We start from the raw sequence: 26,189 nt of genomic DNA, 5'->3' as shown, positions 1-26,189 counted from the left end.
ATTTTTGATGCTGAACGTATAGGTGTTAGGTAGCATAAAAAATTGTAAGAAAATCCAAAAAAGGATGGAAACAATGCAGATATTCATAATTTCAGTCATTCTATTAGTCTTATTCTCTATTCCTATGATTTATTCAAGAAAACACAAAAAAGACCTATTCTCACCAGTAATGATTTCTCTGTTCTTGATAATAATTACTAATATTCCTTATTTAATGTCTGTTTCAGGAAACTATAATATCCTAAATTCATTAGTTCGAGGGCGTATATCAGAAATAGACCTAGAGTTCGCGATTGCTAAATATGCAGTTGTATTAGTAATAGGGGTTGTAGGGCTACTTTTGGGATTGAAATCACGACTTTCATCTATAATTGTAAAACCGATCCCGGTCTTGATAGGTAATGAAAGTAAATCGAAGTATGTTTGGGCTTTTTTATTGGCTTTACTTTTAGGGCTCATGGGATACAAACTTTTTTTTGATTCCGCAGGAGGATTTAGTAATTGGATTAATAACCTTGAACATCGTGCTTCCTTCACAAGTGGTAGCGGGTATACTATGACACTGATGGGTCTACTAGAAGTGGCGGTTTTTATCTTCATATGTTCCTTTAAATACAAGAAATCATTATTTAAATACTTTGTATTAATTATTTTAATAGTGGGAGTTTCATTTTTACTTTCTTCAATGGGCGGAAGGAAATCAACTTTACAGTTTATAGTTTTTTCCATGCTCGTTTGGCATTTTGCTGTAGCCAAAATAAAAAGGCTACAATTTAAACTACTTTTAATAGTTCCTGTTGCATTGATTTATATTATTGTAATTCCTATTCTTCGTGCACCAGATGGTATTGAAGTTTATACAAATAATCCTGAAAAACTTTTAACTGAGATTACGGAAGATGTAGGTACTGTCACACGACAATTTAGCTATATAGATCATTATTTGTTTATAATGGATTATTTTACAATTGATAAATTGTGGCTAGGAAGTAGTTTTGTAGATTTATTTTACGCTCCTTTGCCGAGTTCTCTATATCCTGAAAAACCTCCGGTTGATGATGGAGTTTATGTAAGAACACTAGCAGAGGGGTGGCAAGTATCTCCATCCACACCATATGTAAATATGTACCCATCTTCATGGCCGCCAGAAACTTTTGGTGCAATGTATATGAATTTTTGGATGCCTGGTGTATTTTTTGGAATGTATCTCTTAGGGGTCATATATCAAGCAGCATATGTGTATATGATTAAGTCTGATTATAGCTTGCATTCCATGTTAATTTACGGAAAAATTCTATTGAATTTTCAAATTAGTAATTTGAGAATTGTTCAAACCCTAACAGATATACTAGTAATAACTATCTTTTTAGGAATCTTCTTTCTGGGATTCAAAAGGAAAAAGAAATATAAATTGGTCTAGTGAAACTATTTTTTTAACTCAATTAGGAACAAGCTGAGCGGTAACTAAAACTAAGAAATCCACAAAATCTAAGCCACCCTTGGGGTGGCCTCATTTATTTAAAAGAGGTATTAGCCAAGAAATAATGATGATAATTAATGGTGGAGATTAGATCATATTTCAACGGGAAACTTTCTAGTTATGGTATACAGCCATCGGTTTATACAGTTGCTTCTTTTTCATGTGAGTGAAATAGAAATGAATCATTATTTTCAGAATTATATCCAAAAGGTTGGACAAACAGCTAAAGTGAGAGTGTGATGGGTAGGATAAAGAATTTCGGAATGACTCTTCTATATAAGTAGTCATGGAATACATTGATAATACTTTTAGTAATAGAAATCAAGTATTAACTAATAGAAAAAAATAAAGAAATAAGGATGAATTTCATGAAAAAAATAATTGGTCTATCTATCTGTTTTTTGCTTATTGTTTTCTTCATTTTTCAGCAGAAACAATCTATATCGAATCACAAAGAAAAAATATACGTTGAAGATTTTAAAGGGGCCAATGATTCTGCAAAAATTCAGGCTGCCATTGATCATGCAAAGGCCAATAAGTTAAAGACGGTTATGCTGGATGATAGGGAGTATTCGATTTCATCACCAATCAAAGTTAGGAAAGGTGTTAAGCTGCTTTTCGGGTACGGAACGAAGTTTGTTGTTGAGGGGAACTTTAGGGTGCTTGAGCTTGAGCAGAATGCTTCCATCGAAGGTGCTTATGTAGTGATTAATGATGCTGAATTTGATTCAGAGGTCATATACTTGGATGGTAAGTATAAATATTATAATACCTGGAACAAAACGCATGTGAAGGATGTAAATATCATTAATTGGTCTGAGAGTAATCAGGGTACAGCGATATCTTTATATGCTGGCGGTAAGGAACATGAGATTTCTTTCGTGAACTTTGAAAATGTCAATGTTGCAGGAATGGAGACTGGAGTAAAGTTAATAGCTGAAGAACCGTCTTCTGGTAAGGCCTGGATCAATGCTAATCGTTTTTTGAATCTTTCCTTAGAAGATTGTGTGAATATGATTTACATAGATAGTAACTCTACCGTACCGAATGAGGTTAGTGGTAATCAATTTACTAACTTACAGATACAGCCTTCAGGGAAAACAAAGAGCATTTTGAAGGTAAATGGGCAATACAATAAGTTTGAGGGCATGGTTTGGGATCTGGACAAAATCACACTTCAAAACGATATTGTTGAACTTACGGAAAATAGCATGGGCACTATCATTGATATCCCATCCTTGAATATGAGCCGAATCACTGACAGAGGCCAAGCCAATATCTTGAATCAATAATAAAATTGAAAAGGGTGATTAGCAGCTAATGGATAGGCACACACCCTGTAATGTAATTGGAGATAACATTAATAACCATTAATCAACTGGTACTATTGTTCTTTATCACTGGGGAATAATCCTTTCCTCATTGGATAAAGAGTATATATGCCAGTTTTTTATATTTAGTAGTCATAGATTTGTAGTGATAATTTGACCTTGATCATTAATAGTCACTTTCCACTTAGTTCCGTTTGGTGAAGCCATTTTCACAGCTTTCCCTTTTTGAAGTTCTAAATCTCCATATAATGTTCCGCCTGTAGTCGGCAGCCAAGCTGCACCTTGCTGTAACGATGATCTTGCGAAGATCCGATTGATCCGGAATCGTTTGTGCTCTTGTGTATAGCCGCTTAACGTCAGTCTAATCTTATACAGTGTTTCTGCTCTTGCTTCTGAGATTACCGTGTTACCGGCATTAAACGGGAGATTTTTTGCAACTGTCCAAGGTCCGTTTAAGCTTTGTTGATATTCAATTAATACTCGGCTGGGACTTTCATTCCATCCAAAATAAATACCAAAGCAATTTAGCATTTTAATAGGCTGTTTAGTAAAATCCAATTCAATCACTACCGGTTGGGAACTAGGGACATCGAGGTAATTTACACTTTGCTCATCGAGTAAATTGAAGCAATTATTGATATTTCCTCCATAAGGAGCCTTTCCAGAAAGCTGACGTACAGCGTAGCGGACGTTTGCATTTACTAGGATATCGTCTTGATTTCCGACCAGATGCGCTTTGCCTAAGGCTAGAGGTGGATATACTTGGAGCGATTCTTCATGAGGAGATGTGCATCGATTGTATTGGCCACGGTCTAGAATTGATGTAGCTACTTGGTTCGAAAAGAGGTAGTTGTGATGAGATGTAGAAGAGAATTCGATGACCAGAGGAGGAGCATCCATACGATAGGTATCCCATATAACTCCTTCAAAAATATTATAGGCACCCGAACAACGGATGACTTTCTTTGTTTGGCTCCGGCATTGAACTTGGATTCCGGTAAACATATTTCCGGAAATTTCGTAAGGTAGATCACTGTTTCCTACAATCTCGATACCGTACTGGCAGCCATCTATAAAAATGGACTCGAAGGAGTTGGCATTAATCCAGCATGGGGTATCTATATTTGATAGTTTTTCAGTTTTTAAATAGAGAGCTGTATGGAAGTTTGTGATTTGGAGGGAGCTTGCCTTAAAGAAACTGATGAAATCCCATGCTTTGTTACAGTATAGATGGATGGCTATACCTTGATATGTTGTAGTACGGTTAATAATATTGATATTGGATATAGCTGAATGATTATGGATTTCTATTTGCTGCGCCCCGGAAAGGAAAATGACGGATGAATTGAAGCTGGTATCGACTACTTCAATCGTCCCGCCGGAGAGGGAAGCATCCTTTTGCAGTTCAAAAACCTGGAAATTACCTTTAATTATTAACGTTATCGTCGGATCAATTTCTAGATGGACATTTTGCTTAATGATAATGGGGGAGGAGAGGGTATATTGTTTCTTCCCTGTTATGACAACTTTAGAGTAGTTATTATCTACACAATAATCAATCGCTGCTTGAATGGCTGGTGAATTATCAGCTAGATTGGGATCGGCTCCAAAACAATCTATATTAGCGACATTCCTGTTCTGGCAATCCTCAGGGAGGTTGAGTGGGTCTGCCATATATAACACTCCTTTTATGGTGATGTTATATAGCATATGCTTGTCCAAAAAGTATGTATAGGTATAAAAAACAAAAAACAAACGAGGTCATCATTTGTTTTTTGTTCATTGATAGGTTTTGAGTGTAGAATGAATCATATTCGAGAGGGAGAAGGATTCTTCTACTTTTTGTCTTGCTTTAATTCCCAAGCGTTGTCTTAAATCTACACTATCTTGAAGCGTTTTAATTTGTTTGGCAAATTCCTGTTCTGAATGGTGTGAAATGAGAATCCCGGTTTCATGGTCCACAACGGCTTCTTTAATGCCGCCTACATCCACAGACATAATTGGCGTACCTGCTGCCATGGCTTCCAGGACGACCATTGGAAAAACTTCTCTAAGTGATGTTAAAAGTAGTACGTCCATATTGCATATAAATTCATACGGATTGGATGCATTACCTAAGAGCATCACTTTATGGCGTAACTTTAAGTCTTTAATCATCTTTTCTACAAATGCCCGCTCCGGTCCATCTCCAGCAATATAAAACATAACGTTAGGTACGTCCTTTAACTCATTAACGATTTTCAAGAAAAGTTCATGATTTTTCTCTTTTGATAAGCGGGCTAAGATTCCCACATTGAAGGTTTCTTTAGGCTCTAATTGTTTAAAAGAAAAGGTCTCCACATCTACGCCATTGTAAATCGTCCGAATAAGCTCATTCCTAACACCAAGCTGAAGTAAGTTATCCCGTTCAAAATTACTAATTGCGATAATTTCTTCCACATGCTGATTCAGCACTCTTTTAAATAGAAAGGGCATCTTTTTTTCTAGGATGGTTACATTATGCTTGGTATACACGAGCTTGATATTTCTTCTTGTCAGTTTCTTGATGGCGATCGAGTATAGCAGCATTCGTAAACTATTGGCATGAATGACATCGATGTGTTTTAAGCTGACTTCTTTAATCAGTATTTTAAGGTTGGCAAGGTGATTCTTTAAGCTTAAAGGAATGAATTGTTGTTTGTTATGAATTTGCTTGTACAATTCCCCCGTCGCAGCAGCAGAGTAAAACGTCATGTTTTCATCCTGGAGATGGTTTTCCAATTTGCAAAAATACATCTCAGCTCCGCCAATTATGAGTTTATCTGTAAGTAGCAGGACATTGTTCATATACCTTATTTCCCTCCATTTAGTAAAGAGGCAGCCTGTGAACCTCTGTTTTTGTTGTATGCGTTATAGGCGTACTTGCTAAAATAGAAGTTAGCTTTTACGAAATTTAATTTTTCCTGGCTTCGTAACAGCTTCCAATATCGGTAAGCAGCCTTAAATTTATTTCTTGAAGTAGAGTTACTTACAATCCGATATTTGGATAACACTTTTGGTAAGCCATGTGCTTTATATCCTTGTCGTAACAGTAACAGCCATAATGCAGTATCCTCAGGCTGAATATCGGGCATTTCGATATGCTTGAATTGCAGCCTATCCAGCATCACGGTTAAACAGCCAATTGTTGTATTTCCAATTAGATGCTTATAATCCACTTCTTTAGGTGCCTTTACTTCAACATCAAGAGACTCACCTTCTTCATCTATTAAAGAATAAGAGGTGAAAGAGAAAGCTAGATTTCCCTGTTGCATAAATGCGACTTGTTCTTCCAATTTAGTTGGGAGCCATAAATCATCACTATCAAGAAACGCGATATATTTTCCGTTGGCTTCTTTAATGGCTATATTTCTTGCGCGGGCAGCTCCGACATTCTTGGATAAGGGAATAAGTCTGATCCGTGAATCTTTCTCAGCATAGGATTTAATGATAGAAACAGAATCATCCTTTGATTGATCATCTACAATGATCATCTCCCAGTTAAAATAGGTTTGATCCTGGACAGTTTTTATCGTTTCAGGGATAAAAGACGAGCAGTTATACGAGGGAGTTATCACGGAAACTAAAGGTCTATCATCCTTTTTGCTGTAGGTCATTACATTCCACCTCTTTTTTCTCATATACCGAAATATATTTTAAAGTTAGTGCTAAAAAGGAAAAAAATGCTTCATTAATCATGAGTGAAAGGGACATCATCTGTATTAAGAAAGCAAAAAGAGTTAGCACAATGAACGGTTTTTCTTTATGTAATTTAGTCTTGAATAAAGTGATGATAAGCATTAATAAAAAGGAAAGGTAAAAAAGAAAACCAATGATTCCAGACTCTACTAAAACCTCTAAATACGTATTGTGAACATATAGCTTTTCATTATGCTCAAAAGCGTAATAATCGGAAAAATTAAAAGCGCCAATGCCAAAAAGGGGATTTGACATAAAGTAGTTGATCGCCTGCCCCCATAATTCAAACCTGCCGCTGCCCCCGTCAGTTGAAAAGTCAGAAATGCGGCTCGTGACGATTTCATTGAGATCTATATTGATAAGAGATCCAGCAACATATATCACCCCTAAAAATAATAAGGAAACAGCTAACATTTTGATTTTTTTTGAGAAATTAGCTAACAGCATGTACAAAACGACCACCAGTACAAGCGCTAAAATACCGCCTCTAGAAAAAGTCAGAAGGGAAGTAATCATACATAGGAGGAATCCGATTGAATGCTTGAATCCCTTTAAATTGGTTAAATAATAGGAAAAAAAGATTGTGTTAAAAAAAATGAAGATGTTGGGGTCATCCAGCAAACCGATTAATCTTGGATAATCCCGGTCCAATAATAATCCATATGATGTAATCTCAACACCCGTTGGAAATCTTCCTGTCACCTTTATGCCGATGAAGTATAATAATAGGCTAATGACGTTAAAGATGATTCCGACATTTGCAATCGATTTCTCAATTGCACTTAACGAAGTTAGCTCCAATACATATCTCATGATGAAATAACAGCCGAGTACGAGTATCACTCCTAGAATGACCCGAATGCTCGATTCAGGATACTGAGAAAAAGCGCCGCTCAGACAATAGGTGAAATAAAATAAAAGCAAAAGGATCTCATAATGATAAAGGGTACGGAAATAGAATTCCCGAAAATGAAAGCAAAAGAAAATGGCTAGAAAAATCATGTAAATTTTTAATGAAAAACCGATGGAGATATTATATTTACTGAGCGTAATAAAAAATAACAAGAGAAAGACTGACCATATAGAGGTGTTTTTATTAATTAGCAATCTTTCCATTCTCTTTTTGTCTCCCATCTTGTAAATGTTCGGTAGCAGGTTTCTTTTTAATAAAGCCAACGATTAATTGCTTGATGCTCTTATCGAGCAGCAAAATTAGAGCAGTGACGAAAATGATGGTAGAAATCATGGCTATAAAAGGATACTCGGATAATAAGTTGAGCATCAGGATGAAACTGATGCAAAAGAAGGTACCATACGGCAGGATGACCTTGAAAAGTACCGCTCTTTTTTCTGGATTGGCAGCGACATAGCCAATGAATGAGACGATTTCCATGGTAAGGACGGCAAAAGCTGAGCCTGCCACTGCATAGTTAACGCTCATGTAATAGAAGGAAACCAAACCAATGGTGATGGTTATAAACTGGACAATTGTACGCCGGTTCTGTAATCCCCTTGTTGTGAGACCGTCAGCAATGGCAATGTTAAATCCTTGCAGAACGATTATAAAAGCCAATATTTTTAAAGGCTGAACCGCAGATCCCCACTCGGGTCCAAATAAAATGGTAACGAGATAAGTGGCCAAGTAGAATAAGGTTATAGTCATGCACATGCCGATATAGGACATGATTTTCATTTGCAGGATATTCAATCTTGTGTGTTCTGCAAGCTCCCCTTGGTTGTATCGCTTAAATAAAAGCGGAAAAAAGGCTCCTGCAATGACTCCTGGTATTTGGTATAAAGCAGAAGGAATCCGATAGGCTACTGCAAAGAGGCCGACAAGCGCTAAAGGCAGTGTTTTTTCCAGCACCAATGGGCCCAATTGTGGGGTTAGCATAATAAATAACCCACTGATTAAAAACGGACTGAGATTCGTTAATAATTGTTTTTCAAAAGGAGACTTCCATTTTATTTCCGCTTTTTTCAGCAGTAAATAAAAGCTGTAAAATCCACCGGCTAAATAAGAGAATCCATATAAAAAGGCTGCCAGATGAACATCCACTTTCAAGCCCATACTCACCGTGGTTGAAAGTATCAACGCAAAAGAAGAGACGATCTTTATCGACGCGATGAATTGCATCCTTTCAGTTAATTGAAAATAGGTTATTCCAATACTTTGCATCGCCAGGCCAATGACCATCGGGATCATTAAGCTATAGATCATATAAAGAATTTGTTGTTCTTGATAAAGAATGTGAATGCCGCCAAAAAAAACAAAAAAGGTCAAAAGGGAGCAAACTATCCGAATCTTAATATAGGAAGAAAATGTTCTTTCTAAGTTTTCCTTTTTTGATCCTTCCCTTAAAAAAGTATTACTTGTCCCGAGGTCCGTGAAAAAATTCATGACCATGGCAAGAGCCAATGCCACACTGAAAATCCCGTAGTTCTTTGAGTTAAAATAATTTGCTAATAGAATGAGCGTGGCCGCATTAAGAACATTGGATAGAATGGTACTGTAAAATAAATGGACAATATTTTTTAAAATAGAATTTTTCTTTGTACTCACTTTATTCGCTCCCGATTTTATGACGATAAAGTCGTTGACTTGAGTAGAGGTGCAGGTGAATGAATTGTCTTGCTGGTTAAAGAAGGCTGATTTTGGTTTAAATAATATTCATATGTGCTCGTAAGACCCTGTTCAAGTGAATGTGCGGGGTGCCAAGCCAATTTTTGAAGTGTCGTTTTATTACAGAGTATGCTTTCTTTGATATCCCCATTTTTCGCTGGCTGATAAATAGGAGATAAATCATTACTGCCAAAGGATTGAATAGTCGAGAATAATTGATTGATGCTTGTACTGGTGGTTGATGAGACATTGAAGGTGCCGCTTTCTTCATATTCCAACGCTTTCAGATTGGCATCGGCTACATCCTTTACATAGATGAAATCCCTTGTTTGAGTACCGTCTCCATAAATGACGGGCCGCTCATTTTTTATGACAAGATTAGTGAAAATCGATATAACACCGCCTTCGCCGCTAGCTGTCTGTCTTGGCCCATATACATTGCTGTATCGAAGATTCACATAATTTAAATCGTATAATTCTTTAGCAAGCTTTAGATAATCCTCTGCCGTTTTTTTTGATGCACCATAGGGTGATAATGGAGAGGTAAGATGTGATAATGTGATTGGCATGACATCAGCATCTCCATATACAGCTGCTGATGAGGCGAACACGATCTTTTTAACGGCATACTTGTGAGAAAGCTTAGCGATGTTTATCGTTCCCATGATATTGATTCGTGCATCATTCGTAATATCCGAAATGGATTGTTGTACACTTACTTGTGCAGCTTGATGAATGACATAGTCAGGCCTAAATGACTCCATCGCTTTTTCAAGCAGGACCTCATCCTCTACATTTCCAAAGAATGGAGTGACTTTGGCTTGGACATTTCCGATAGATCCGGTGGAGAGGTTATCATATATAGCCACTTCATAATTATTACGGATTAATGTATCAACAATATGAGAACCTATAAATCCAAAGCCCCCAGTTACTAGTACTTTTTTCATTTTTCACTACCCCTTTTTTAGATTATCTAGCTCCATTACCAGTAAAGACTATGGTCAATGTTCGGAACAAAATCTTGATTTCCATAGCAAATGAGCGGTGTTGAATATAATATAGGTCATAATGCAGCTTTTCTTTTGGTGATAAATCATAACCCCCATTTACTTGTGCCCATCCAGTAATTCCAGGTTTTACATATAAACGGTTTTTAAAGCCAGGCAAAAACTTTTCAAATTCTTTATAGAAATATTCCCTTTCAGGTCTTGGCCCGATGAGCGACATATCTCCTTTTAAAACATTAATAAGCTGAGGGATTTCATCAATCCGTGTTTTTCGTATAAAGGCTCCTATTCTAGTCACCCTGGAATCATTTGCACTTGCCCACTTAGGCCCATTTTTTTCGGCATCGATGCCCATGGAACGCAGTTTAATCATATTGAAAGGCTTCCCATCCAGACCTAGTCTTTGCTGATAAAAAAAAGGGGAGCCAGTTGAATCAATAGGGATAAGAATGCAGAATAAAAGTAAAATAGGTGCTGTAAGTATTAGCATAAAAAATGAGATGATTAAATCCATAGTGCGCTTTATATTAAAATTAGATGATGTCGATAGTGGTTTTGTAAGGATTTCTTCCTGCCTATCGACTCTGACTTTCGAATCCACTGGTTATCCTCCCTGAATTAAGAAATGATCATTGATCCTGAAATTTCAAGATTTGCCCGTTCAAATTGCATTTTCACACCGGCAATTTTCTCTAACTTATCTCTGCCTTCTTGTATAGCTAATATTATGCCATCACAATATTTAGCAATGATATTTGCATCAGGTTTATTTAAACTGTCTGATGTATGGAATAAAATGATGTCAAAATCCTTCTTCCACTCTTCAATCAGAGTCGGAAGGGTCTCTAATGTTAATAATGTTGCTGGTTCATAAATGGCTTCGCTTGTAGGGATACAGAATAGATGCCCCTTAATATGTATAGCATGTTCGTTAATGGGCTTCTCATTTAAAAGCAGGTTAGTCAAACCGAATGAATTATCGATATTAAACACTTGATGCAGCGAAGGTTGGCGCAGATTAGCATCCACTACAAGGACTCGTTTACGCTGCTCAGAAAAGGCAAGTGCTAAGTACGCTGATGCATTTACAATATTCTGTGATTGTGAAAGAGATGTAATCATTAATATTGAATCGTCTTTATTAAGGTTAGACTCGATATTGTTACATATCGAATAAAATTGCTCTTTATTGATTTCATTTAGGTAAAAGGATTGTTTCCTTGTGAATTTAATACTCACTATATTCACCCCGTTTTGTGGAAGGTAAGGTTTTATATGTTGTTTTACGTTTTCTGTTTATTCTTTTGGTATTCAAATTCAGCCTCCCTAATAATGGAATTCCAAGAAGTTCAAGCTCCCTATCGGAGTAGGTTGAATCATCAAAATGCTCTCTAAAAAGTGCTAAGCCTATTCCAGCAAAAAAGCCTAATACGATTGAAATGGCTATGATGAATTTCGGCTTTGGGAAAAGCAGTTCTGCTTGCCCCATTTCATTATCATTGAGAATGCTAATCTGTTTAACGTTTGTAATGTCTTTAAAATTAGAAATCGAATGTCTCGCGACAGTTTGGGCGATGTCCTTAGCGGATTCAGGATTTGAATCCTTGACGGTAATCGTGATGATTTGGGAATTATCTCGATTAGTAATGGAAACTTGCTTAAGTAAGTCATAGCTAGAAGTCTTAAGATTCAACTCCTCTTTAACTCCTAACATGATCTGAGGACTTTTAATGATGTCCATATACGATAGGGCAAGCTGTCTGTTCTCTTGCACTTTGTTTATGGAAGCATCTTTTTGATCCATGCTTAAAGATCCTGCCAGAACTTGAGTGGAATACTGATAGGCTGGCTTCATAAGGTACATGGACGAAAAAATAATGAAACCAGTAATACAAAGGGTAGATAGAATAATGATAAGTATTCGCTTTTTTAAGATTCGTATAAAATCTTTAATTTTTACTTTTTCATTCATCGATTTCACCACTTTTTTAGAGATAGTAAGAATTCGTTAACAACTTGCAAAGAATTTATCCTATTTTGCGTTTTAATGCTAAGTGATCTTTGGATATTCCTTTTTCTTGTTTGTTTCTTGTGAAATACGTTCCGAGCCTCATGCATGGTTTTTCCACGAGTAAATAGGAAGCTGTAGACAGTAAAAAAGAAAAGAAAAAGGAAAAGATCAATATTAAACCGGTAGGCAGCTTGTTATAGAAAAGGTACATCAATGAGAATAAGGATATAAGATGGTACAAATACAAGCTATATGAAATTTTCCCAAGAAGAGTTAGCATTCTAGACCTCAAAATCTTTGAAACTTTCTGGGATGACACGCTCATGAAAATAAAAATGCAAACACCGCACGAGACTACATAATCCCTGAAAATATAATTGTTTAAAAAATCCACTTCACCAATGATGCCTTCGTACATAAAACAGATAATTGCACCCAGCAACAATGCGATTTTTACAGGTTTTTTCATTTTCAAGGTGTAGGAAAAAAGCCCATGTCGATATTTCGCTATTATTGCTCCCATTAAAAAAAGAGTACAGTAGTGGAAACTTAGAAGAATGCTGGTTATATCGCCACCAGAACCAAACAAAAACAAAAAAATAGTCGACGAAAAAATTAAAACAAAAAGCCATAATAAAGAGTCTTTAAGCTTTTTTCGTATAAATAAAAAAATCAGTAAAGGAAATATAATTGAAATTCTCATTTCGTGTACAAGAGACCATATAACATTGTTATAGGCGTCTGTATTGTACTGCCCTATAAACAAAAGATGTTCTATTAATAAGGAAGGAGTATCTGGGCCTGTCCAAGTTTTATTAAACCAGTCTGTGATAAAGGGCAAATCAATTTGGCTTAAAAGCATTTTAGCCAATATAGCCATGCTTATTGCTACTAAATATGGTAAATAAATTCGAAACACTCGTTTTATTAAGTATGTAGAATAGTGGAATTTAGCACTATTAACTGATAAATACAAAACAAAACCACTCAATACAAAGAATAGAATGACAGACTCATTTCCACTGCTGAAAAAAAGGCGTAAAGGAGTTTCCTTGAATAAATAAATTATGTAGGAGCTGTTTGAACCATACTGATAATTAGCATATGAAGGGTATACCATCAAATAATGCCCAATTAACACTATGAGAGCAGCTAAACCCCTTAATGAGTCGAATTCCTCATATCTAGTCATATCCTCCTCCATAGGAACCGTTTTTTTTATAATATAGCACTTGTTCTTAATAAAGTATAGTTAGTTCTTTAAAACAGACAAGAAAAGACAGAAAAATACAATATTAACCATCATATCCTAATTTTTAGGCTCAATTATGAAATGTTTAATGGGCGAATAAAAACTTTTGTCAATTAATAAAAAGGAGCATAGTTGAAAGTCGGAACACAAATGCCTTAATAATTTCAAGAATTTGGCCAATGGATAAATCCTGTTCCCACTACCATAAATTTAATGTAAGATATGGAAGTTTGGGGATTAGTTAGCAAGTTGTGGATTAGACATACAGGTGATGTTTATTATTCCTGTAAGAGGGAAATAAACTACTAAATATGCAAATAGAATAAACTAAGAAACCAATTGACATAATAATGTAAAGATGGTAGTTTCAATTTAACTATTCGTTATAAAGAACATTTTGTTTGTTATGTTAAATTATAACCTGTTAATTCTATCAAAGAATATAAAATAAAATAACAAAAAATGTAAAATAATAGATGTTACTATTTAATATATACCTGTCACTTTTAAAAGAAAAAGCTCAATTAATAATTTATAGAAGAAAGGATGATCTTTAATGCCTTTATACCAAATGAGAGAAATATGGACACCTTTAAAATTAGTTGGAGTTAAGTTTTTTAAAACAGAAGAAGGAAGTATTTTTATGAAAGTTTTTAATAAACGTCGAAGAAAGTTAACGTAATGCTTTGTTTTAATATTAATCCCTATTCAGCTTGTTGTGATTGATAAAAATTCCTAGATATATATAGTTATGATTTTAAGAATATTGTAGAATGATGGCGGAAATTAACGAAAAGTATTTTAATTAATGGACAGGATTTTAAGTATAATTAACATGAATATAGTATTTAATACTTAGTGAAAAAATTCATGGGCTATTACGATTTCTTAAAAAGAAAGAATGAAAAGATTAACTCCATGAACCAAAATAGGAAGATCATAATGTGAAATATACTTGAGAAAGGCAAACCTATTGAAAAGTAGGGACGCAAAATTACAGGTCTAAGGCTACATGCTAAGACGGCTGTGTTACCACAAGCTGGGTGGGGTTTATCATGGAAGCTAACAATGAACGGGAAGAATGGGTTTATTTAATGTTAGAGGCTAAAAATGTAGGATTATCTATTGAAGATGTGCGGGAGTTCATCAAGGAAAATGAACTGGAAAAAACAAATCAGGGATAAAAATTATGTTAAGGAAGGCTGTTATACAGTCTTCTTTTTTTATTTTCATTAACGTAAAAGGTATCCAGAATAAAGAACATGGCGATAATAATAAAAAAATGCAACCTTATTGAGGGGGATTTTTATTATGGATGTACCTATTGCCTTTTTGAAGGGATTAATGTGGGGAACTGTATTTAGTGTACCGTTATGGTTGGCATTTTGCGGTTGGATAAAAATAATCATGAATTTTATAAAGTAAGTGCTTAATAAATTTAAATATTAAAATGATACCTAGGCAGGATTTGAAATGATTATCATAGAATTTTTTAATGTACATAATGCGTTAGACGTAACCTTTTACAGATTCAAGAAATATAGCCTATAAAAAATAGTTAATAATACCTAAAAGTATTTGGTTATGTGCCGATACTATACTATAGGGATCAAGCAAAGGGACTTCGCAAGTGGCGATGTCTGATAGCTGCCATCAAAGTAAAAGGAGACTATTTGATGACAAAAAACAAATTCATTACGTTCGAGGAAGTTTATGAAAAGAAACAGAGAAGTAAGAAAATTTTTATTGGCACTTATTTTACAATTATTTTAGTTTTGATATCATTAATGACTTATTTAATGGGACAAGCATAATTTGTGTTATCGAAGGGGCTGAGGAATGAACTGCACCCCAATTGTTAGACAACATCTAACAATTGGAGGTGCAGTTTTTTTGACTAAATATTCGATAGACGAAAAATCAAATGCAGTTTTAGAGTACTTAGAAGGGAAAAAATCCTATAAATCCATTGCTCAAGAAAGAAATGTAGGTTTATCCCCTCTGAAAAGATGGGTCGCTCGCTATCTAAAACATGGGATGGAAGGACTTGTTTCATCCTATACAAATTACACTCTGCCCTTTAAACTAGAGGTACTTAAATATATGAACGAATATGGGGCATCGATCAACGAGACCGCTGTACACTATAACCTTCCTTCCGATTCTACACTTTTGAATTGGGCAAATCAGTTTAAGGAAGGAGGTATAGACGCCCTTAAACCAAAGAAAAAGGGGCGTCTATCCATGAAAAAAGAAACTAAGAAAAAATCGCCAGCTAATGGCTCTCAAGAAGCACTTCTTGCCGAATTAGAATACTTACGTGCAGAGAATGCCTATCTAAAAAAGTTGAATGCCTTAGTTCAAGAAAAGGAAGCCTTACAAAGAAAGAAAAAGCGAAAGTAGTCCATGAACTAAGGAAACAATTTGATTTAAATCTGCTTCTATCCATTTCTAAAATGGCACGGAGTACGTACTATTATTGGGTAAACGCCTTCGGGCGTGAGGATAAATACACAGAAATTAAATCCCTTATCAAAGAGATTTTCCATACGCATAAAGGGCGTTATGGGTATCGGCGTATCACCCTAGAATTACGTAACCGAGGTGCTCGCATCAATCATAAAACAGTTCTCCGATTGATGAATGAACTAGGATTGAAGTCATTGGTTCGCATGAAGAAATACCGTTCGTACAAAGGGAACATCGGCAAGATTGCGCCCAACATTCTAGCACGTGATTTCAAGGCGGCAAAGTCCAATGAAAAATGGGTAACAGACGTCACGGAATTCCAACTAGCTGGGGAGAAACTATACTTATCAGCCATTCTTGACCTGTTTAATGGTGAAATCATCGCCTATAATATCGAATCTCGGCCTGTTTATCCGCTCGTTTCCAAAATGCTGGATAATGCCTTTGATCGCTTGGAATCGAAAGATTCACCCATTCTCCATTCAGATCAGGGCTGGCATTATCAGATGAAACAATACTCGCATGACTTGAAAAAACATAACATTACACAAAGCATGTCCCGCAAAGGAAATTGTCTCGATAATGCGGTCATTGAAAACTTCTTTGGCTTATTAAAATCCGAATTACTCTATCTTCAAGAATTTGAAAGCATGGAGCATTTCAAACAAGAACTAGAAGAATATATCCATTACTATAATCATCAACGAATCAAGGTAAAATTAAAAGGCATGAGCCCGGTAGATTACCGGGTTCATGCCCTAAAGGCTGCCTAAGTAAATAAAGTGTCTAACTTTTTGGGTTCACTTCAGAATCGGTCCTTTTTTGTTTTTTATACCCAAACTATCTACCTATAACTTACTAGTATTCATTCCTAAGGGATATTTCAGAAATGTTAAAATTGGGTAAATTTTTGGTTTTTAAACTAGTTTCTGCTTGCCAATTCCCGCTTTATATGTGATTATCAAATACATGAGCTATATTCCTTATTTTTGAAAAAAATTTAGCAACAGTATGAAATGGTGGCTCAATTATATATTGGAGTGGAAATTTCGCATGGATTTTTTTGATATTATAAAAGACACTTTTGCCAAGGGTGAGTCTGGACAAGATGTTACTGTAAATGAACTTGTGGAAGAGATTAAGGAGAAATTAAGCGGGATCATTGAACAACCTGATAGTATATGATCCGTAGAAACATATTCAACATTTTGCTCGTTTCATGGGCGATGGTCATCTTCTTTTCTTTTATCGATGGAGGAGGCGTCAATGAATCTAAGAAATCATTTTTGATACATATACTTAAGAAGCATGTTTAATAACATGCTTCTTTTTTATCGTTTTCCCTTATATATATAAATGAATGATAACCTGTGAGGGTGATGAGGGTGAGGAGACTCAGTAAGATTCCAATAGGAGTATTGACGGCTATTCTCGTGGTTTTAGCTGTAGGATCCTGTATCATTTTTCTTTTTCCCAACGGATCAAAAAGCGTGGTTGAAGATTTCTATGAGTATGAAAGTGAAGCGGAGTTCGGGAAGTCCTGGGAATTGTTAAGTTCTGAAATGAAGCAGCGGTTTCCGAATCGGGCAGATTATGTGCAAAATCGGTCACATGTATTTTTACAGCATATGGATGTGGAAACCTTTCAGTATGATGTAGGCCGTCCAAAGAAAGTGAAGAACCGGAGGCTGAATAAGGATGGAAGGCAGCATAAAACGGCCTATGAAATTCCGGTTACACAGGTCTTCAATTCTCGCTTTGGGGTGTTTACTTTGGAACAAAATTGTTATGTCGTCAAAGAAAAAGGCGAATGGCGTTTGTTATGGGATTATCAATTTGAATAGATTCCTCTCCTTTTTCAGGCTCAAGTTCGTTTTATTGAAAAGGGAGAGGCGCTGCTCTCATATAATGCCGAAAAGATCTACTTCTCATGAAACATATTTCATTCTTGAACGGTCACTGATGGCTTTCAGAATAAACATTTTGTCCTGTTTGCTTAGCATAGCCCAGCTGCCTGCTTTGATTTTCATTTAAATCCACTCCTTTTGTTTAGGATCATTTATTATAGTTGATGAATGACGGTTGATGGAATTCCGGGTCCAAAGAATAATTGTGTCAAGTGATGAAAGGGGCAAGGGGAAGATGGGATTGTCAGCTCATATTAGATTATACCGTCTTTTCATGCCTAATAAACAACAAAAATTCCAACAAATCTCTACATTTGGTGTTCGTTTTTTGTCAGAATATTGGACGGGGAAAATGAAAAAGCTGTCAGGATGCGGGTCCGGACAGCTTTTTCATTTTTTCTTATTTTATGGATAATTGTTCTTTTAATTCGGATTGAACCTTTTCTTTTTCTTCATCTGACACAATATAATAGTAGATGCCGTCGATTTTCGTTCCGTTTCCATTTATGGACGATTGGGTAATGCTTTTGCTTGCGTCCCTGTAGTTCTTTTGGATGTCCATCATGTCATCAAACGTCAAATTCGTCTGGATATTATTACCGAGTGCAGCGAAGACTTCATCGTATTTCGTCAATGATGAAAGGCTAGCGCCTTCCTTGATTACAGCCTCGATGATGGCACGTTGTCTGGATTGGCGGCCGAAATCACCACTAGGATCATCATGTCTCATTCTTGAATAGGCAAGGGCTTCTTTCCCGTTAAGGGTATGCGTACCTTTTGCAAAATGAATGCCATCGGATGTGAAGTCCAAATCGTTTTGAACGGTCACGCCGCCGACTACGTCAACGATATCCTTAAAGCCTTCCATATTGATCTTCATATAATAGTCGATTGGAATATCCAGGAAGTTCTCAACGGTATCCATGGACATTTTCGCGCCGCCGAAGGCAAATGCATGGTTGATTTTATCCTGTGTTCCATGACCGACGATCTCGGTCCGTGTATCACGCGGAATGCTTAGCATCTTGACCGATTTCTTTTGTGGATTGACTGTCAAGACAATCATTGTATCTGAACGGCCTTTGTCGCCATCACGTTCATCGACACCAAGCATGAGCATCGAGAATGGCTCTTGATCTGACAGTGCAAGGTCTTTCGTTCGTTTATCCGTAGTACGGTCTATTGGTGTATGCATCGTGTCAACGGTTTTTGTCAGTGAATTCCATACGGAGTAGGCAAAGGCTCCCCCAGCTAGTATAAAAAGTAGGACAATTATCCCGACTACCTTCAGCCATGTCCGTTTCTTTTTTTTCTTTTTTTCATGTCTCATAGTTTACTTCCTTCCTCTTTTTGTAACCACTTCATCTATTATATTTAATTTCATAGTAAAAGAATAGTATATTTTACTATTTTATAATACCTTTGACATATTTTGGTGTAACTCAACTAAAACAATTCTTCATTTAAAGGTTTAATGCTAAAGGAGTGGCTGATTGGAAAATCTACACTTATTTGGTTATTAGTTGTGCAATTTGGCCTAGTGTTTACACTTGGGTAATCATGATTTTACAGCAAGCTTTACTGGACTTGATATTCGAAGCGGGGAAGATTTATGGGGTAGGGGCCAATGGATAAGTCATTCTGATTAAGGATGGCGAGATCATCTCTAAGGAAAGTGTCGAGGGGCTTCGAGAATCTAGTGGGAAATCAGTGATCGGTTGGCTAAAAGGACATCATAGCTAATATGAAGGAATAATAAAGTAGCTTCGGAAAAGAGTCCGAGGTTACTTTTTTTGTTTGGAATGAGAAAAACTATGAATCTAATGAATTGGACCAGTCAAAATGGATGGAGAGTGTTCCTTCAAAATGGGTGATAAGCAAAGTCCCTCAAAGAAAGAAGGCGCATATATATGCAATACGGATATCCTTAAAGAATAAATAAGTCTCGGAGGCTAAGCACAAATGGAATTTTCAACTGAAAGTTCATCATACGAAAGTGATTCAGAGGAAAGCTCATCATACGAATGTGATTCAGAGGAAAGCTCATCTTACGAATGTGATTCAGCGGAAAGCTCATCGTACGAGAGTGATTCAGCGGAAAGCTCATCGTACGAGAGTGATTCAGCAGAAAGCTCATCGTACGAGAGTGTGCTCATCAGACGAGGGTGATTTAACGGAAAGCCAATCAGATGATGAAAGTAGTTCAACTGAAAGCTAATCAGATTTAACAACTAGTTAAATTAGAACGGAGATTTACTTAAAAATGGGTGATAAGCAAAGTCCCTATTAGAAAGTAGGAACATATATATGCAGTACGGATATCCCTAGAGGATAAATAAATTTTGGAGGTTAAAGAATAAATGGAATATACAACTGAAAGTTCATCGTACGAAAGTAGTTCAACGGAAAGCTCATCGTACGAAAGTGATTCAGCGGAAAGCTCATCGTACGAAAGTGATTCACCGGAAAGTTCATCAGATGAAAGCAGCTCAACGGAAAGCTCATCAGATGAAAGCAGTTCAACGGAAAGCTCATCAGATGAAAGCAGTTCAACGGAAAGTTCATCAGATGAAAGCAGTTCAAATGAAATCCTTTCCGAGGCTGCAGAAGAAGAAACTGAAAATTCAGCTGAGGGAGAGGAAAATGGCACTCCTCGTCGTGTGAATGTATTTAAGAAAATGTGGCTGGAAAATATGATTAAAGCATCGAAGGGTATCTATAAAGACGAAGATTGACCATACAGGTACAGCAACCAAAGAGTTGTTGTGCCTTCTTTTGTAAAAGGACATGCCGCTAGACTCATAATTGACGCTAGGATTGTAATCCATTTACTAGATACGGGAAAAGTTCGCCAAGCAAGGCAATTCAAAGGGAATTTAGTTTTAATCGGTTTCTTAGGAAAGGACCTAGCCGGAGTGTTTGGCTGACAATTGTACATATTGCCTATGGATGATTAAAACATAATGGTTTACTGGTGGTTTTTTGCGGGATAATGGTCAATATATTGAATTGGATCTCTTTGGGAAATTCGTGCAGTAGGGATTTTAATAGAAGTGGAATGTACACTTTTTGTTTACAAACCAAAAAACTGGTCCGTGCTCAATTTAGTTTGCGTCCGTTAGATTAGTGGGATGATCAGTGCGGTGAAAGATGGCATCATTGAGATGATGAATGAACAATGGGGAGGCAGTTTTGTCAACATAGGCATGTTGAAAGTTTTCAATAAAAAAACTCCGGATTTGAAGTGATCCGGAGTTATTTCTTTTTCTCGATATTTTCATAGACCGAGGCAAGTGCTTGTTCAAATTTCCCGCTCTTTTTCGGTTTGTAATATTTTTTGCTGCGAAGTTTGTCCGGTAAGTATTGCTGCTTCACCCAGCCATTCTCGTAGTCATGAGGATATAGGTAGTCGATGCCGCGGCCGAGTTCTGTGGCCCCTTTGTAATGGGCATCCTTAAGGTGATCTGGTACATCGCCGCTATGGCCGCTGCGAATGTCTGATAGGGCTGCATCGATTGCGACAATGGCCGTGTTCGATTTAGGTGATAGGCATAACTCGATCACTGAGTTGGCAAGTGGGATCCGGGCTTCAGGAAAACCGAGTCGTTCAGCGGCTTCGACTGCAGCGAGGGCCCTGGGGCCAGCCTGGGGATTGGCAAGAGCTATGTCTTCGTAAGCGATGACTACCAAACGGCGGGCGATGCTTACAAGATCGCCGGCTTCGACTAAGCGACCCAAATAATGAAGGGCGGCATTCACATCACTGCCGCGAATTGATTTTTGGAAAGCGGACAGGACATCATAATGGGCATCTCCATCCTTGTCATGGGAGAAGCTTTTTTTCTGCATGCATTCCTCGGCAATTTGCAGATCTATATGAATGCTTCCGGATTCATCGGGTTCTGTGGAAATGACGGCGAGCTCAAGTGCGTTAAGGGCACTGCGGACATCTCCATTCGAAGCAGTCGCGAAATGGGTAAGGGCATCAAAGCTGACCTCGGTTTCATATGCACCAAGTCCCCGCTCTTCATCATGAAGTGCCCGTTCCAGCGCTTTGGTTATATCCTCGGTTACCAATGATTTGAGCTCGAAAATCTGGCACCGGCTTCTGATGGCCGGATTGATGGCATGATAGGGATTGCTGGTCGTTGCACCGATAAGGGTGATCATCCCGTTTTCAAGATAAGGCAATAGGAAATCCTGCTTCGCCTTATCGAGCCGATGAACCTCATCAAGCAGCAGAATCACTTTACCGGACATTTTAGCTTCGGCTGCCACGATTTCCATATCCTTTTTATTATTGGTCACTGCGTTCAGCGTCCGGAACGCAAACTTCGTGCTTCCGGCAATCGCACTTGCGATCGATGTCTTGCCAATTCCCGGGGGACCATACAGGATCATGGAAGAAAGCTGTTTGGCCTTGACCATCCTTGCGATAATTTTTCCTTCACCGACCAGATGCTCCTGCCCGATGATCTCATCAATCGATCGAGGCCGCATCCGGAAAGCAAGCGGTTTAATATTCATTGCGCACCTCTCCTTTTTATATAAGGTATCACAACTGATGGGGGAAATGCGCTGATTATGCTATAAAAAGAGGGTGATTTCCCATAGGGCAGTCTCGAATAATTCGATCATGCCCCTCGAACGGTTTACATTTCATTCTTTATTTCCACTTATCCTACCTCTCCAATTAGGATAATTTGACAAAGGAAGGGCGGGTGAATGCAATTCCGGCGGGAATATGCTATAATTTCAAAAGAATTTAGAAACGGATAAATAATTTGAGGTGTATATGTATGAAGATATCTACTAAAGGCCGTTATGGTTTGACGATCATGATCGAGCTTGCTAAACATTATGGAGAAGGCCCGAAGAGTTTGAAATCGATTGCCCAGACGCATAATTTGTCGGAGCATTATTTGGAGCAGTTGATTGCGCCGCTTCGTAATGCGGGGTTGGTGAAGAGTGTCCGCGGTGCATATGGCGGGTATGTCCTGTCCAAAGATCCTCAGGAGATTACTTCAGGTGATGTCATTCGTGTATTGGAAGGGCCGATTACGCCTGTTGAGGGAATCGAGGATGAAGAGCCGGTGAAGCGTCAGCTTTGGATCAGGATTCGCGATGCCGTGAAGGATGTATTGGATAATACGACGCTTATGGATTTGGCGAGCTACAAGGATACGGGTGAAATCGATTCTTATATGTACTATATTTAATTGATCAGCAATGCGCCTATTATGTAGGCGCTTGCGTTTTTTAATGGAGGCGACAAAAAAGTGGACAGAATATATTTAGATCATGCTGCGACTTCACCGATGCATCCGAATGTGATCGATGTGATGATGAGGGTCATGAGCAATGATTTCGGAAATCCGTCGAGCATTCATGCTTTCGGACGGGAGGCGCGCCATGTTTTGGATGAGGCGCGTTCGAGTATTGCAGCGAGCATCGGTGCCGGGCGGAATGAAATCATTTTCACGAGCGGCGGAACCGAGGCTGATAATACGGCGATCATTGGTGTTGCGAATGCTTATAAAGAACAAGGGAAGCACATCATTACGACGGAGATTGAGCATCATGCGGTCTTGCATACTTGCCAACACCTTGAGAAGTCTGGCTTTGAGGTCACATATTTACCTGTGAATGAGGCGGGGCTTATTTCAATTGCCGATTTAAAGGCGGCATTGAGGGACGACACGATTTTGGTTTCGGTCATGTTCGGCAATAATGAGGTGGGTACAATCCAGCCGATTTCTGAAATAGGGCAGGTGCTCAAGGGTCACCAAGCCGTTTTCCATACGGATGCGGTCCAGGCATATGGTTTGATCTCTATCGACGTTCGTGAGCTGGGTGTGGATTTACTGAGTGTATCCGCGCATAAAATCAACGGTCCCAAGGGAATCGGCTTTCTTTATATTCGTGAAGGGTTGAAGCTGAATCCGCATTTATATGGCGGGGAGCAAGAACGCAAGCGCCGTGCTGGTACGGAGAGTGTGCCGGCAATTGCCGGTTTTTCAGAAGCTGTTTCAATTGCACAGAGCACGATGGAAAAGAAAAAGGAGCAATACAAGCGCTTCAAAGACGTATTGCTTGCCGTCTTTGATGAGGCGGATGTACAATATGAAATTAACGGATCCATGGATCAGTCGCTGCCGCATTTGCTGAATGTTAGTTTTCCGGGTACGAATGTGGAATCGATGCTCGTAAATATGGACTTGGCAGGTGTTGCTGTATCGAGCGGATCCGCTTGTACGGCCGGGTCAATCGATCCGTCGCATGTGCTTGTGGCGATGTTCGGGAAAGATTCGGAGCGGACGAAGAATTCGATCCGTTTCAGCTTCGGTCTGAACAACACGGAAGAGGAAGTAAGGCAGGCGGCAGAAACCACCGTTAAAATCGTTAATAGATTAGTGAGAAGATAATTCTTACTTTAAAATAAATGAGGTGACAGAATGAGAAAAGCACCACAGGACACCCGCGTCGTCGTGGGTATGTCAGGAGGCGTGGATTCTTCTGTGTCAGCCCTGCTATTGAAGAATCAAGGCTATGATGTGGTCGGGATTTTCATGAAGAACTGGGATGATACAGATGAAAACGGAGTCTGTACGGCAACGGAAGATTACAATGATGTAATTGCCGTTTGTAATCAAATCGGCATCCCTTATTATGCGGTCAATTTCGAGAAGCAGTATTGGGATAAAGTTTTCACTTATTTCCTGGATGAGTATAAAGCGGGCCGTACCCCGAATCCGGATGTAATGTGCAATAAGGAAATCAAGTTCAAGGCTTTTCTTGAACATGCGGTAAGCCTTGGTGCCGACTATGTGGCTACAGGTCATTACGCACAGGTTGAATACCGGGATGGCGAATACAAAATGCTGCGCGGTATCGATAATAATAAAGATCAAACGTACTTCTTGAACCAGCTTACTCAAGAACAGTTGGAAAAAGTCATGTTTCCGCTTGGACACATTGATAAGAAGGAAGTCCGTGAAATTGCGAAAGAAGCGGGTCTTGCCACGGCAACGAAAAAAGATTCTACAGGGATCTGTTTTATCGGTGAACGCAATTTCAAAGAGTTTTTAAGCAATTACCTCCCAGCTCAGCCGGGTGATATGGTCACGATGGATGGCAAGGTAATGGGCAAGCATGACGGATTGATGTATTACACGATCGGACAGCGTCACGGTCTGGGAATTGGCGGCAGCGGCGATCCTTGGTTTGTTGCGGGAAAAGACTTGAAGCGCAATGTACTGTATGTGTGTCAAGGCTTTGATAATGATGTGCTGTATTCCAATTCCCTTCGTGCAGTGAATGTCAGCTGGGTAGCGGAACATGCGCCTGCCGATGAATTCACATGTACGGCAAAATTCAGGTACCGTCAGGACGATAGCGGTGTTAAGGTGAAGGTCTTGGACAATGGTGATGTCGAAGTCATCTTTGACGAGCCAGTCCGTGCGATCACACCTGGACAAGCAGTCGTCTTCTATGATGGTGAAGTGTGCCTTGGCGGCGGTACGATTGATGAAGTATTTAAAAAAGGTGAAAAACTGACTTACGTAGGGTAAAATAATCATGTCCCCAGCTGTGTTTGCGGTTGGGGACTTCTTTTGGATTGCGGGTGACCGCCTGAATTCGACCACTGGCTTATGCTATACTTTTTAATATAAAAATGGAGTGTGAATGGATATGGATAAGAATCAACAAGGTATTGAATTTATGCAGCAAGGGAAATACGAAGAAGCGGCGAAAGTTTTTAATGAGGCGATCGAGGAAAACCCGAATGAGCCTGTTGCTTACATAAACTTTGGGAATGTATTGACTGCCGTTGGTGAAACGGATAAAGCGGTCAAGTTTTACAAAAAGGCGATCGAGCTGGATGAAAATGCAGCAGCGGCGTACTATTCATTAGGAAACTTATATTATGAATCCGATTCTAAACTGGTCGAAGCGAAGGATATGTTTGAAAAGGCCATCCGTCTGGGACTGGATAACAGCGATGCTTACTTCATGCTTGGATTGACATTGATGGCATTGGATCAACCGAAATTGGCGATGCCTTATCTGCAGAGAACGGTGGAGCTGAGCCCTGAGGATGTTGATGCAAGATTCCAATATGCGTTATGTCTTGCTAATGCGGAATTGTATGATGAATTGATCGATCAACTGAATAAAGTTGTGGAACAGGATCCGGGCCATGCGGATGCTTATTATAATTTAGGTGTTGCGTTTGCAGGGTATCGTGAGGATGCGAAATCCGCGATGGTTTATTTTGATAAGGCTTTGGAAGCACAGCCTGACCATATGCTTGCTGCGCACGGTAAGAAACTGATGGAAGAAATGAATGCTGAGTAAATAAAAAGCATATGCATGGAAAGGTGGGGAG

The 26,189-nt window shown here is 38.3% G+C and carries 24 protein-coding genes and 1 riboswitch; of the genes, 12 read left to right on the top strand and 12 right to left on the bottom strand.

Annotated features, from left to right (window positions below):
- Positions 1–73 precede the first annotated feature (73 nt).
- Both OTG27_RS15025 and OTG27_RS15020 read left to right on the top strand, forming a co-directional pair.
- Positions 74–1,420 (top strand): oligosaccharide repeat unit polymerase, encoded by a 1,347-nt coding sequence (locus OTG27_RS15025; protein WP_268937326.1) that lies wholly within the window; start codon positions 74–76, stop codon positions 1,418–1,420.
- A 428-nt stretch (positions 1,421–1,848) separates the two neighbouring features.
- Positions 1,849–2,772, top strand: a complete 924-nt coding sequence (locus OTG27_RS15020; RefSeq protein WP_268937325.1) for a hypothetical protein — start codon at positions 1,849–1,851, stop codon at positions 2,770–2,772.
- Positions 2,773–2,943: 171 nt separating this feature from the next.
- Here the strand turns inward: OTG27_RS15020 and OTG27_RS15015 are convergent, their stop codons facing one another.
- The 10 genes from OTG27_RS15015 to OTG27_RS14970 form a co-directional block, all read right to left on the bottom strand.
- On the bottom strand, positions 2,944–4,485 hold the full coding sequence (locus OTG27_RS15015) for a glycoside hydrolase family protein (RefSeq protein ID WP_268937324.1): 1,542 nt from the start codon (positions 4,483–4,485) through the stop codon (positions 2,944–2,946).
- A gap of 105 nt (positions 4,486–4,590) precedes the next feature.
- Positions 4,591–5,637: a glycosyltransferase family 4 protein gene (locus OTG27_RS15010; protein WP_268937323.1), complete on the bottom strand. Its 1,047-nt coding sequence runs from the start codon at positions 5,635–5,637 to the stop codon at positions 4,591–4,593.
- A gap of 5 nt (positions 5,638–5,642) precedes the next feature.
- Positions 5,643–6,446: a glycosyltransferase family 2 protein gene (locus OTG27_RS15005; RefSeq protein ID WP_268937322.1), complete on the bottom strand. Its 804-nt coding sequence runs from the start codon at positions 6,444–6,446 to the stop codon at positions 5,643–5,645.
- A complete protein-coding gene (locus tag OTG27_RS15000) occupies positions 6,424–7,644 on the bottom strand; it encodes an O-antigen ligase family protein (protein WP_268937321.1) in 1,221 nt (406 codons plus the stop codon). The genes OTG27_RS15005 and OTG27_RS15000 overlap by 23 nt, the downstream gene beginning before the upstream one ends.
- Positions 7,625–9,091, bottom strand: coding sequence for an oligosaccharide flippase family protein (locus tag OTG27_RS14995; RefSeq protein WP_268937320.1), 1,467 nt, complete (start codon positions 9,089–9,091; stop codon positions 7,625–7,627). Before OTG27_RS14995 ends, OTG27_RS15000 begins: the two co-directional genes overlap by 20 nt.
- 17 nt (positions 9,092–9,108) lie before the next feature.
- Positions 9,109–10,101 carry an NAD-dependent epimerase/dehydratase family protein gene (locus tag OTG27_RS14990; RefSeq protein WP_268937319.1) on the bottom strand — a complete coding sequence of 331 codons (993 nt, stop codon included), beginning with the start codon at positions 10,099–10,101 and terminating at the stop codon, positions 9,109–9,111.
- Positions 10,102–10,123: 22 nt separating this feature from the next.
- Positions 10,124–10,675: a sugar transferase gene (locus OTG27_RS14985; protein ID WP_250648688.1), complete on the bottom strand. Its 552-nt coding sequence runs from the start codon at positions 10,673–10,675 to the stop codon at positions 10,124–10,126.
- Positions 10,676–10,779: 104 nt separating this feature from the next.
- Complete coding sequence (locus tag OTG27_RS14980) at positions 10,780–11,400, bottom strand: CpsD/CapB family tyrosine-protein kinase (protein WP_268937318.1); 621 nt, start codon at positions 11,398–11,400, stop codon at positions 10,780–10,782.
- Positions 11,390–12,133 (bottom strand): YveK family protein, encoded by a 744-nt coding sequence (locus tag OTG27_RS14975; protein ID WP_268937317.1) that lies wholly within the window; start codon positions 12,131–12,133, stop codon positions 11,390–11,392. The genes OTG27_RS14980 and OTG27_RS14975 overlap by 11 nt, the downstream gene beginning before the upstream one ends.
- 55 nt (positions 12,134–12,188) lie before the next feature.
- Positions 12,189–13,364 carry an acyltransferase family protein gene (locus tag OTG27_RS14970; RefSeq protein ID WP_268937316.1) on the bottom strand — a complete coding sequence of 392 codons (1,176 nt, stop codon included), beginning with the start codon at positions 13,362–13,364 and terminating at the stop codon, positions 12,189–12,191.
- A gap of 1,013 nt (positions 13,365–14,377) precedes the next feature.
- Positions 14,378–14,461, top strand: a riboswitch (cyclic di-GMP riboswitch).
- An 18-nt stretch (positions 14,462–14,479) separates the two neighbouring features.
- Between OTG27_RS14970 and OTG27_RS14965 the strand changes: the two genes are divergently transcribed.
- From OTG27_RS14965 to OTG27_RS14950, 4 genes are all read left to right on the top strand, one after another.
- Entirely contained in the window at positions 14,480–14,608 is a 129-nt protein-coding gene (locus tag OTG27_RS14965; RefSeq protein ID WP_268937315.1) for an anti-repressor SinI family protein, read from the top strand.
- 709 nt (positions 14,609–15,317) lie between these two features.
- Positions 15,318–16,666 (top strand): IS3 family transposase gene (locus OTG27_RS14960; protein ID WP_268937314.1). Its coding sequence is split into 2 segments (ribosomal slippage): positions 15,318–15,762 and positions 15,762–16,666, totalling 1,350 coding nucleotides; the frame shifts between segments, so codons are not numbered across the junction.
- A 280-nt stretch (positions 16,667–16,946) separates the two neighbouring features.
- A complete protein-coding gene (locus tag OTG27_RS14955; protein WP_268937313.1) occupies positions 16,947–17,078 on the top strand; it encodes a YwzD family small protein in 132 nt (43 codons plus the stop codon).
- A gap of 200 nt (positions 17,079–17,278) precedes the next feature.
- Positions 17,279–17,737, top strand: a complete 459-nt coding sequence (locus OTG27_RS14950; protein ID WP_268937312.1) for a hypothetical protein — start codon at positions 17,279–17,281, stop codon at positions 17,735–17,737.
- 463 nt (positions 17,738–18,200) lie between these two features.
- Here OTG27_RS14950 and tagU read toward each other — a convergent pair whose 3' ends face one another.
- Complete coding sequence (gene tagU / locus OTG27_RS14945) at positions 18,201–19,130, bottom strand: polyisoprenyl-teichoic acid--peptidoglycan teichoic acid transferase TagU (RefSeq protein WP_268937311.1); 930 nt, start codon at positions 19,128–19,130, stop codon at positions 18,201–18,203.
- A gap of 632 nt (positions 19,131–19,762) precedes the next feature.
- On the opposite strand from tagU, the gene OTG27_RS14940 reads away from it, so the two are divergent.
- Together OTG27_RS14940 and OTG27_RS14935 are read left to right on the top strand one after the other, a co-directional pair.
- Positions 19,763–19,969: a hypothetical protein gene (locus OTG27_RS14940; protein ID WP_268937310.1), complete on the top strand. Its 207-nt coding sequence runs from the start codon at positions 19,763–19,765 to the stop codon at positions 19,967–19,969.
- 191 nt (positions 19,970–20,160) lie between these two features.
- Positions 20,161–20,535: a hypothetical protein gene (locus tag OTG27_RS14935; RefSeq protein ID WP_268937309.1), complete on the top strand. Its 375-nt coding sequence runs from the start codon at positions 20,161–20,163 to the stop codon at positions 20,533–20,535.
- Between the two features lie 520 nt (positions 20,536–21,055).
- Here OTG27_RS14935 and OTG27_RS14930 read toward each other — a convergent pair.
- Positions 21,056–22,327 (bottom strand): replication-associated recombination protein A, encoded by a 1,272-nt coding sequence (locus OTG27_RS14930; protein WP_268937308.1) that lies wholly within the window; start codon positions 22,325–22,327, stop codon positions 21,056–21,058.
- A gap of 272 nt (positions 22,328–22,599) precedes the next feature.
- On the opposite strand from OTG27_RS14930, the gene cymR reads away from it, so the two are divergent.
- From cymR to OTG27_RS14910, 4 genes are all read left to right on the top strand, one after another.
- Positions 22,600–23,019, top strand: a complete 420-nt coding sequence (gene cymR, locus OTG27_RS14925) for a cysteine metabolism transcriptional regulator CymR (RefSeq protein WP_034308657.1) — start codon at positions 22,600–22,602, stop codon at positions 23,017–23,019.
- Between the two features lie 60 nt (positions 23,020–23,079).
- On the top strand, positions 23,080–24,225 hold the full coding sequence (locus OTG27_RS14920) for a cysteine desulfurase family protein (RefSeq protein WP_268937307.1): 1,146 nt from the start codon (positions 23,080–23,082) through the stop codon (positions 24,223–24,225).
- 30 nt (positions 24,226–24,255) lie between these two features.
- Positions 24,256–25,371, top strand: a complete 1,116-nt coding sequence (mnmA, locus tag OTG27_RS14915; RefSeq protein ID WP_063575623.1) for a tRNA 2-thiouridine(34) synthase MnmA — start codon at positions 24,256–24,258, stop codon at positions 25,369–25,371.
- A 121-nt stretch (positions 25,372–25,492) separates the two neighbouring features.
- Positions 25,493–26,158, top strand: a complete 666-nt coding sequence (locus OTG27_RS14910; protein WP_268937306.1) for a tetratricopeptide repeat protein — start codon at positions 25,493–25,495, stop codon at positions 26,156–26,158.
- Positions 26,159–26,189: the final 31 nt, after the last annotated feature.

This window comes from Peribacillus sp. AS_2 (assembly GCF_026891895.1).
Taxonomy (GTDB): domain Bacteria; phylum Bacillota; class Bacilli; order Bacillales; family DSM-1321; genus Peribacillus; species Peribacillus frigoritolerans.
Note: the sequence above shows the minus strand (reverse complement) of the source record. Positions and strands in the feature narration are given on the sequence as shown.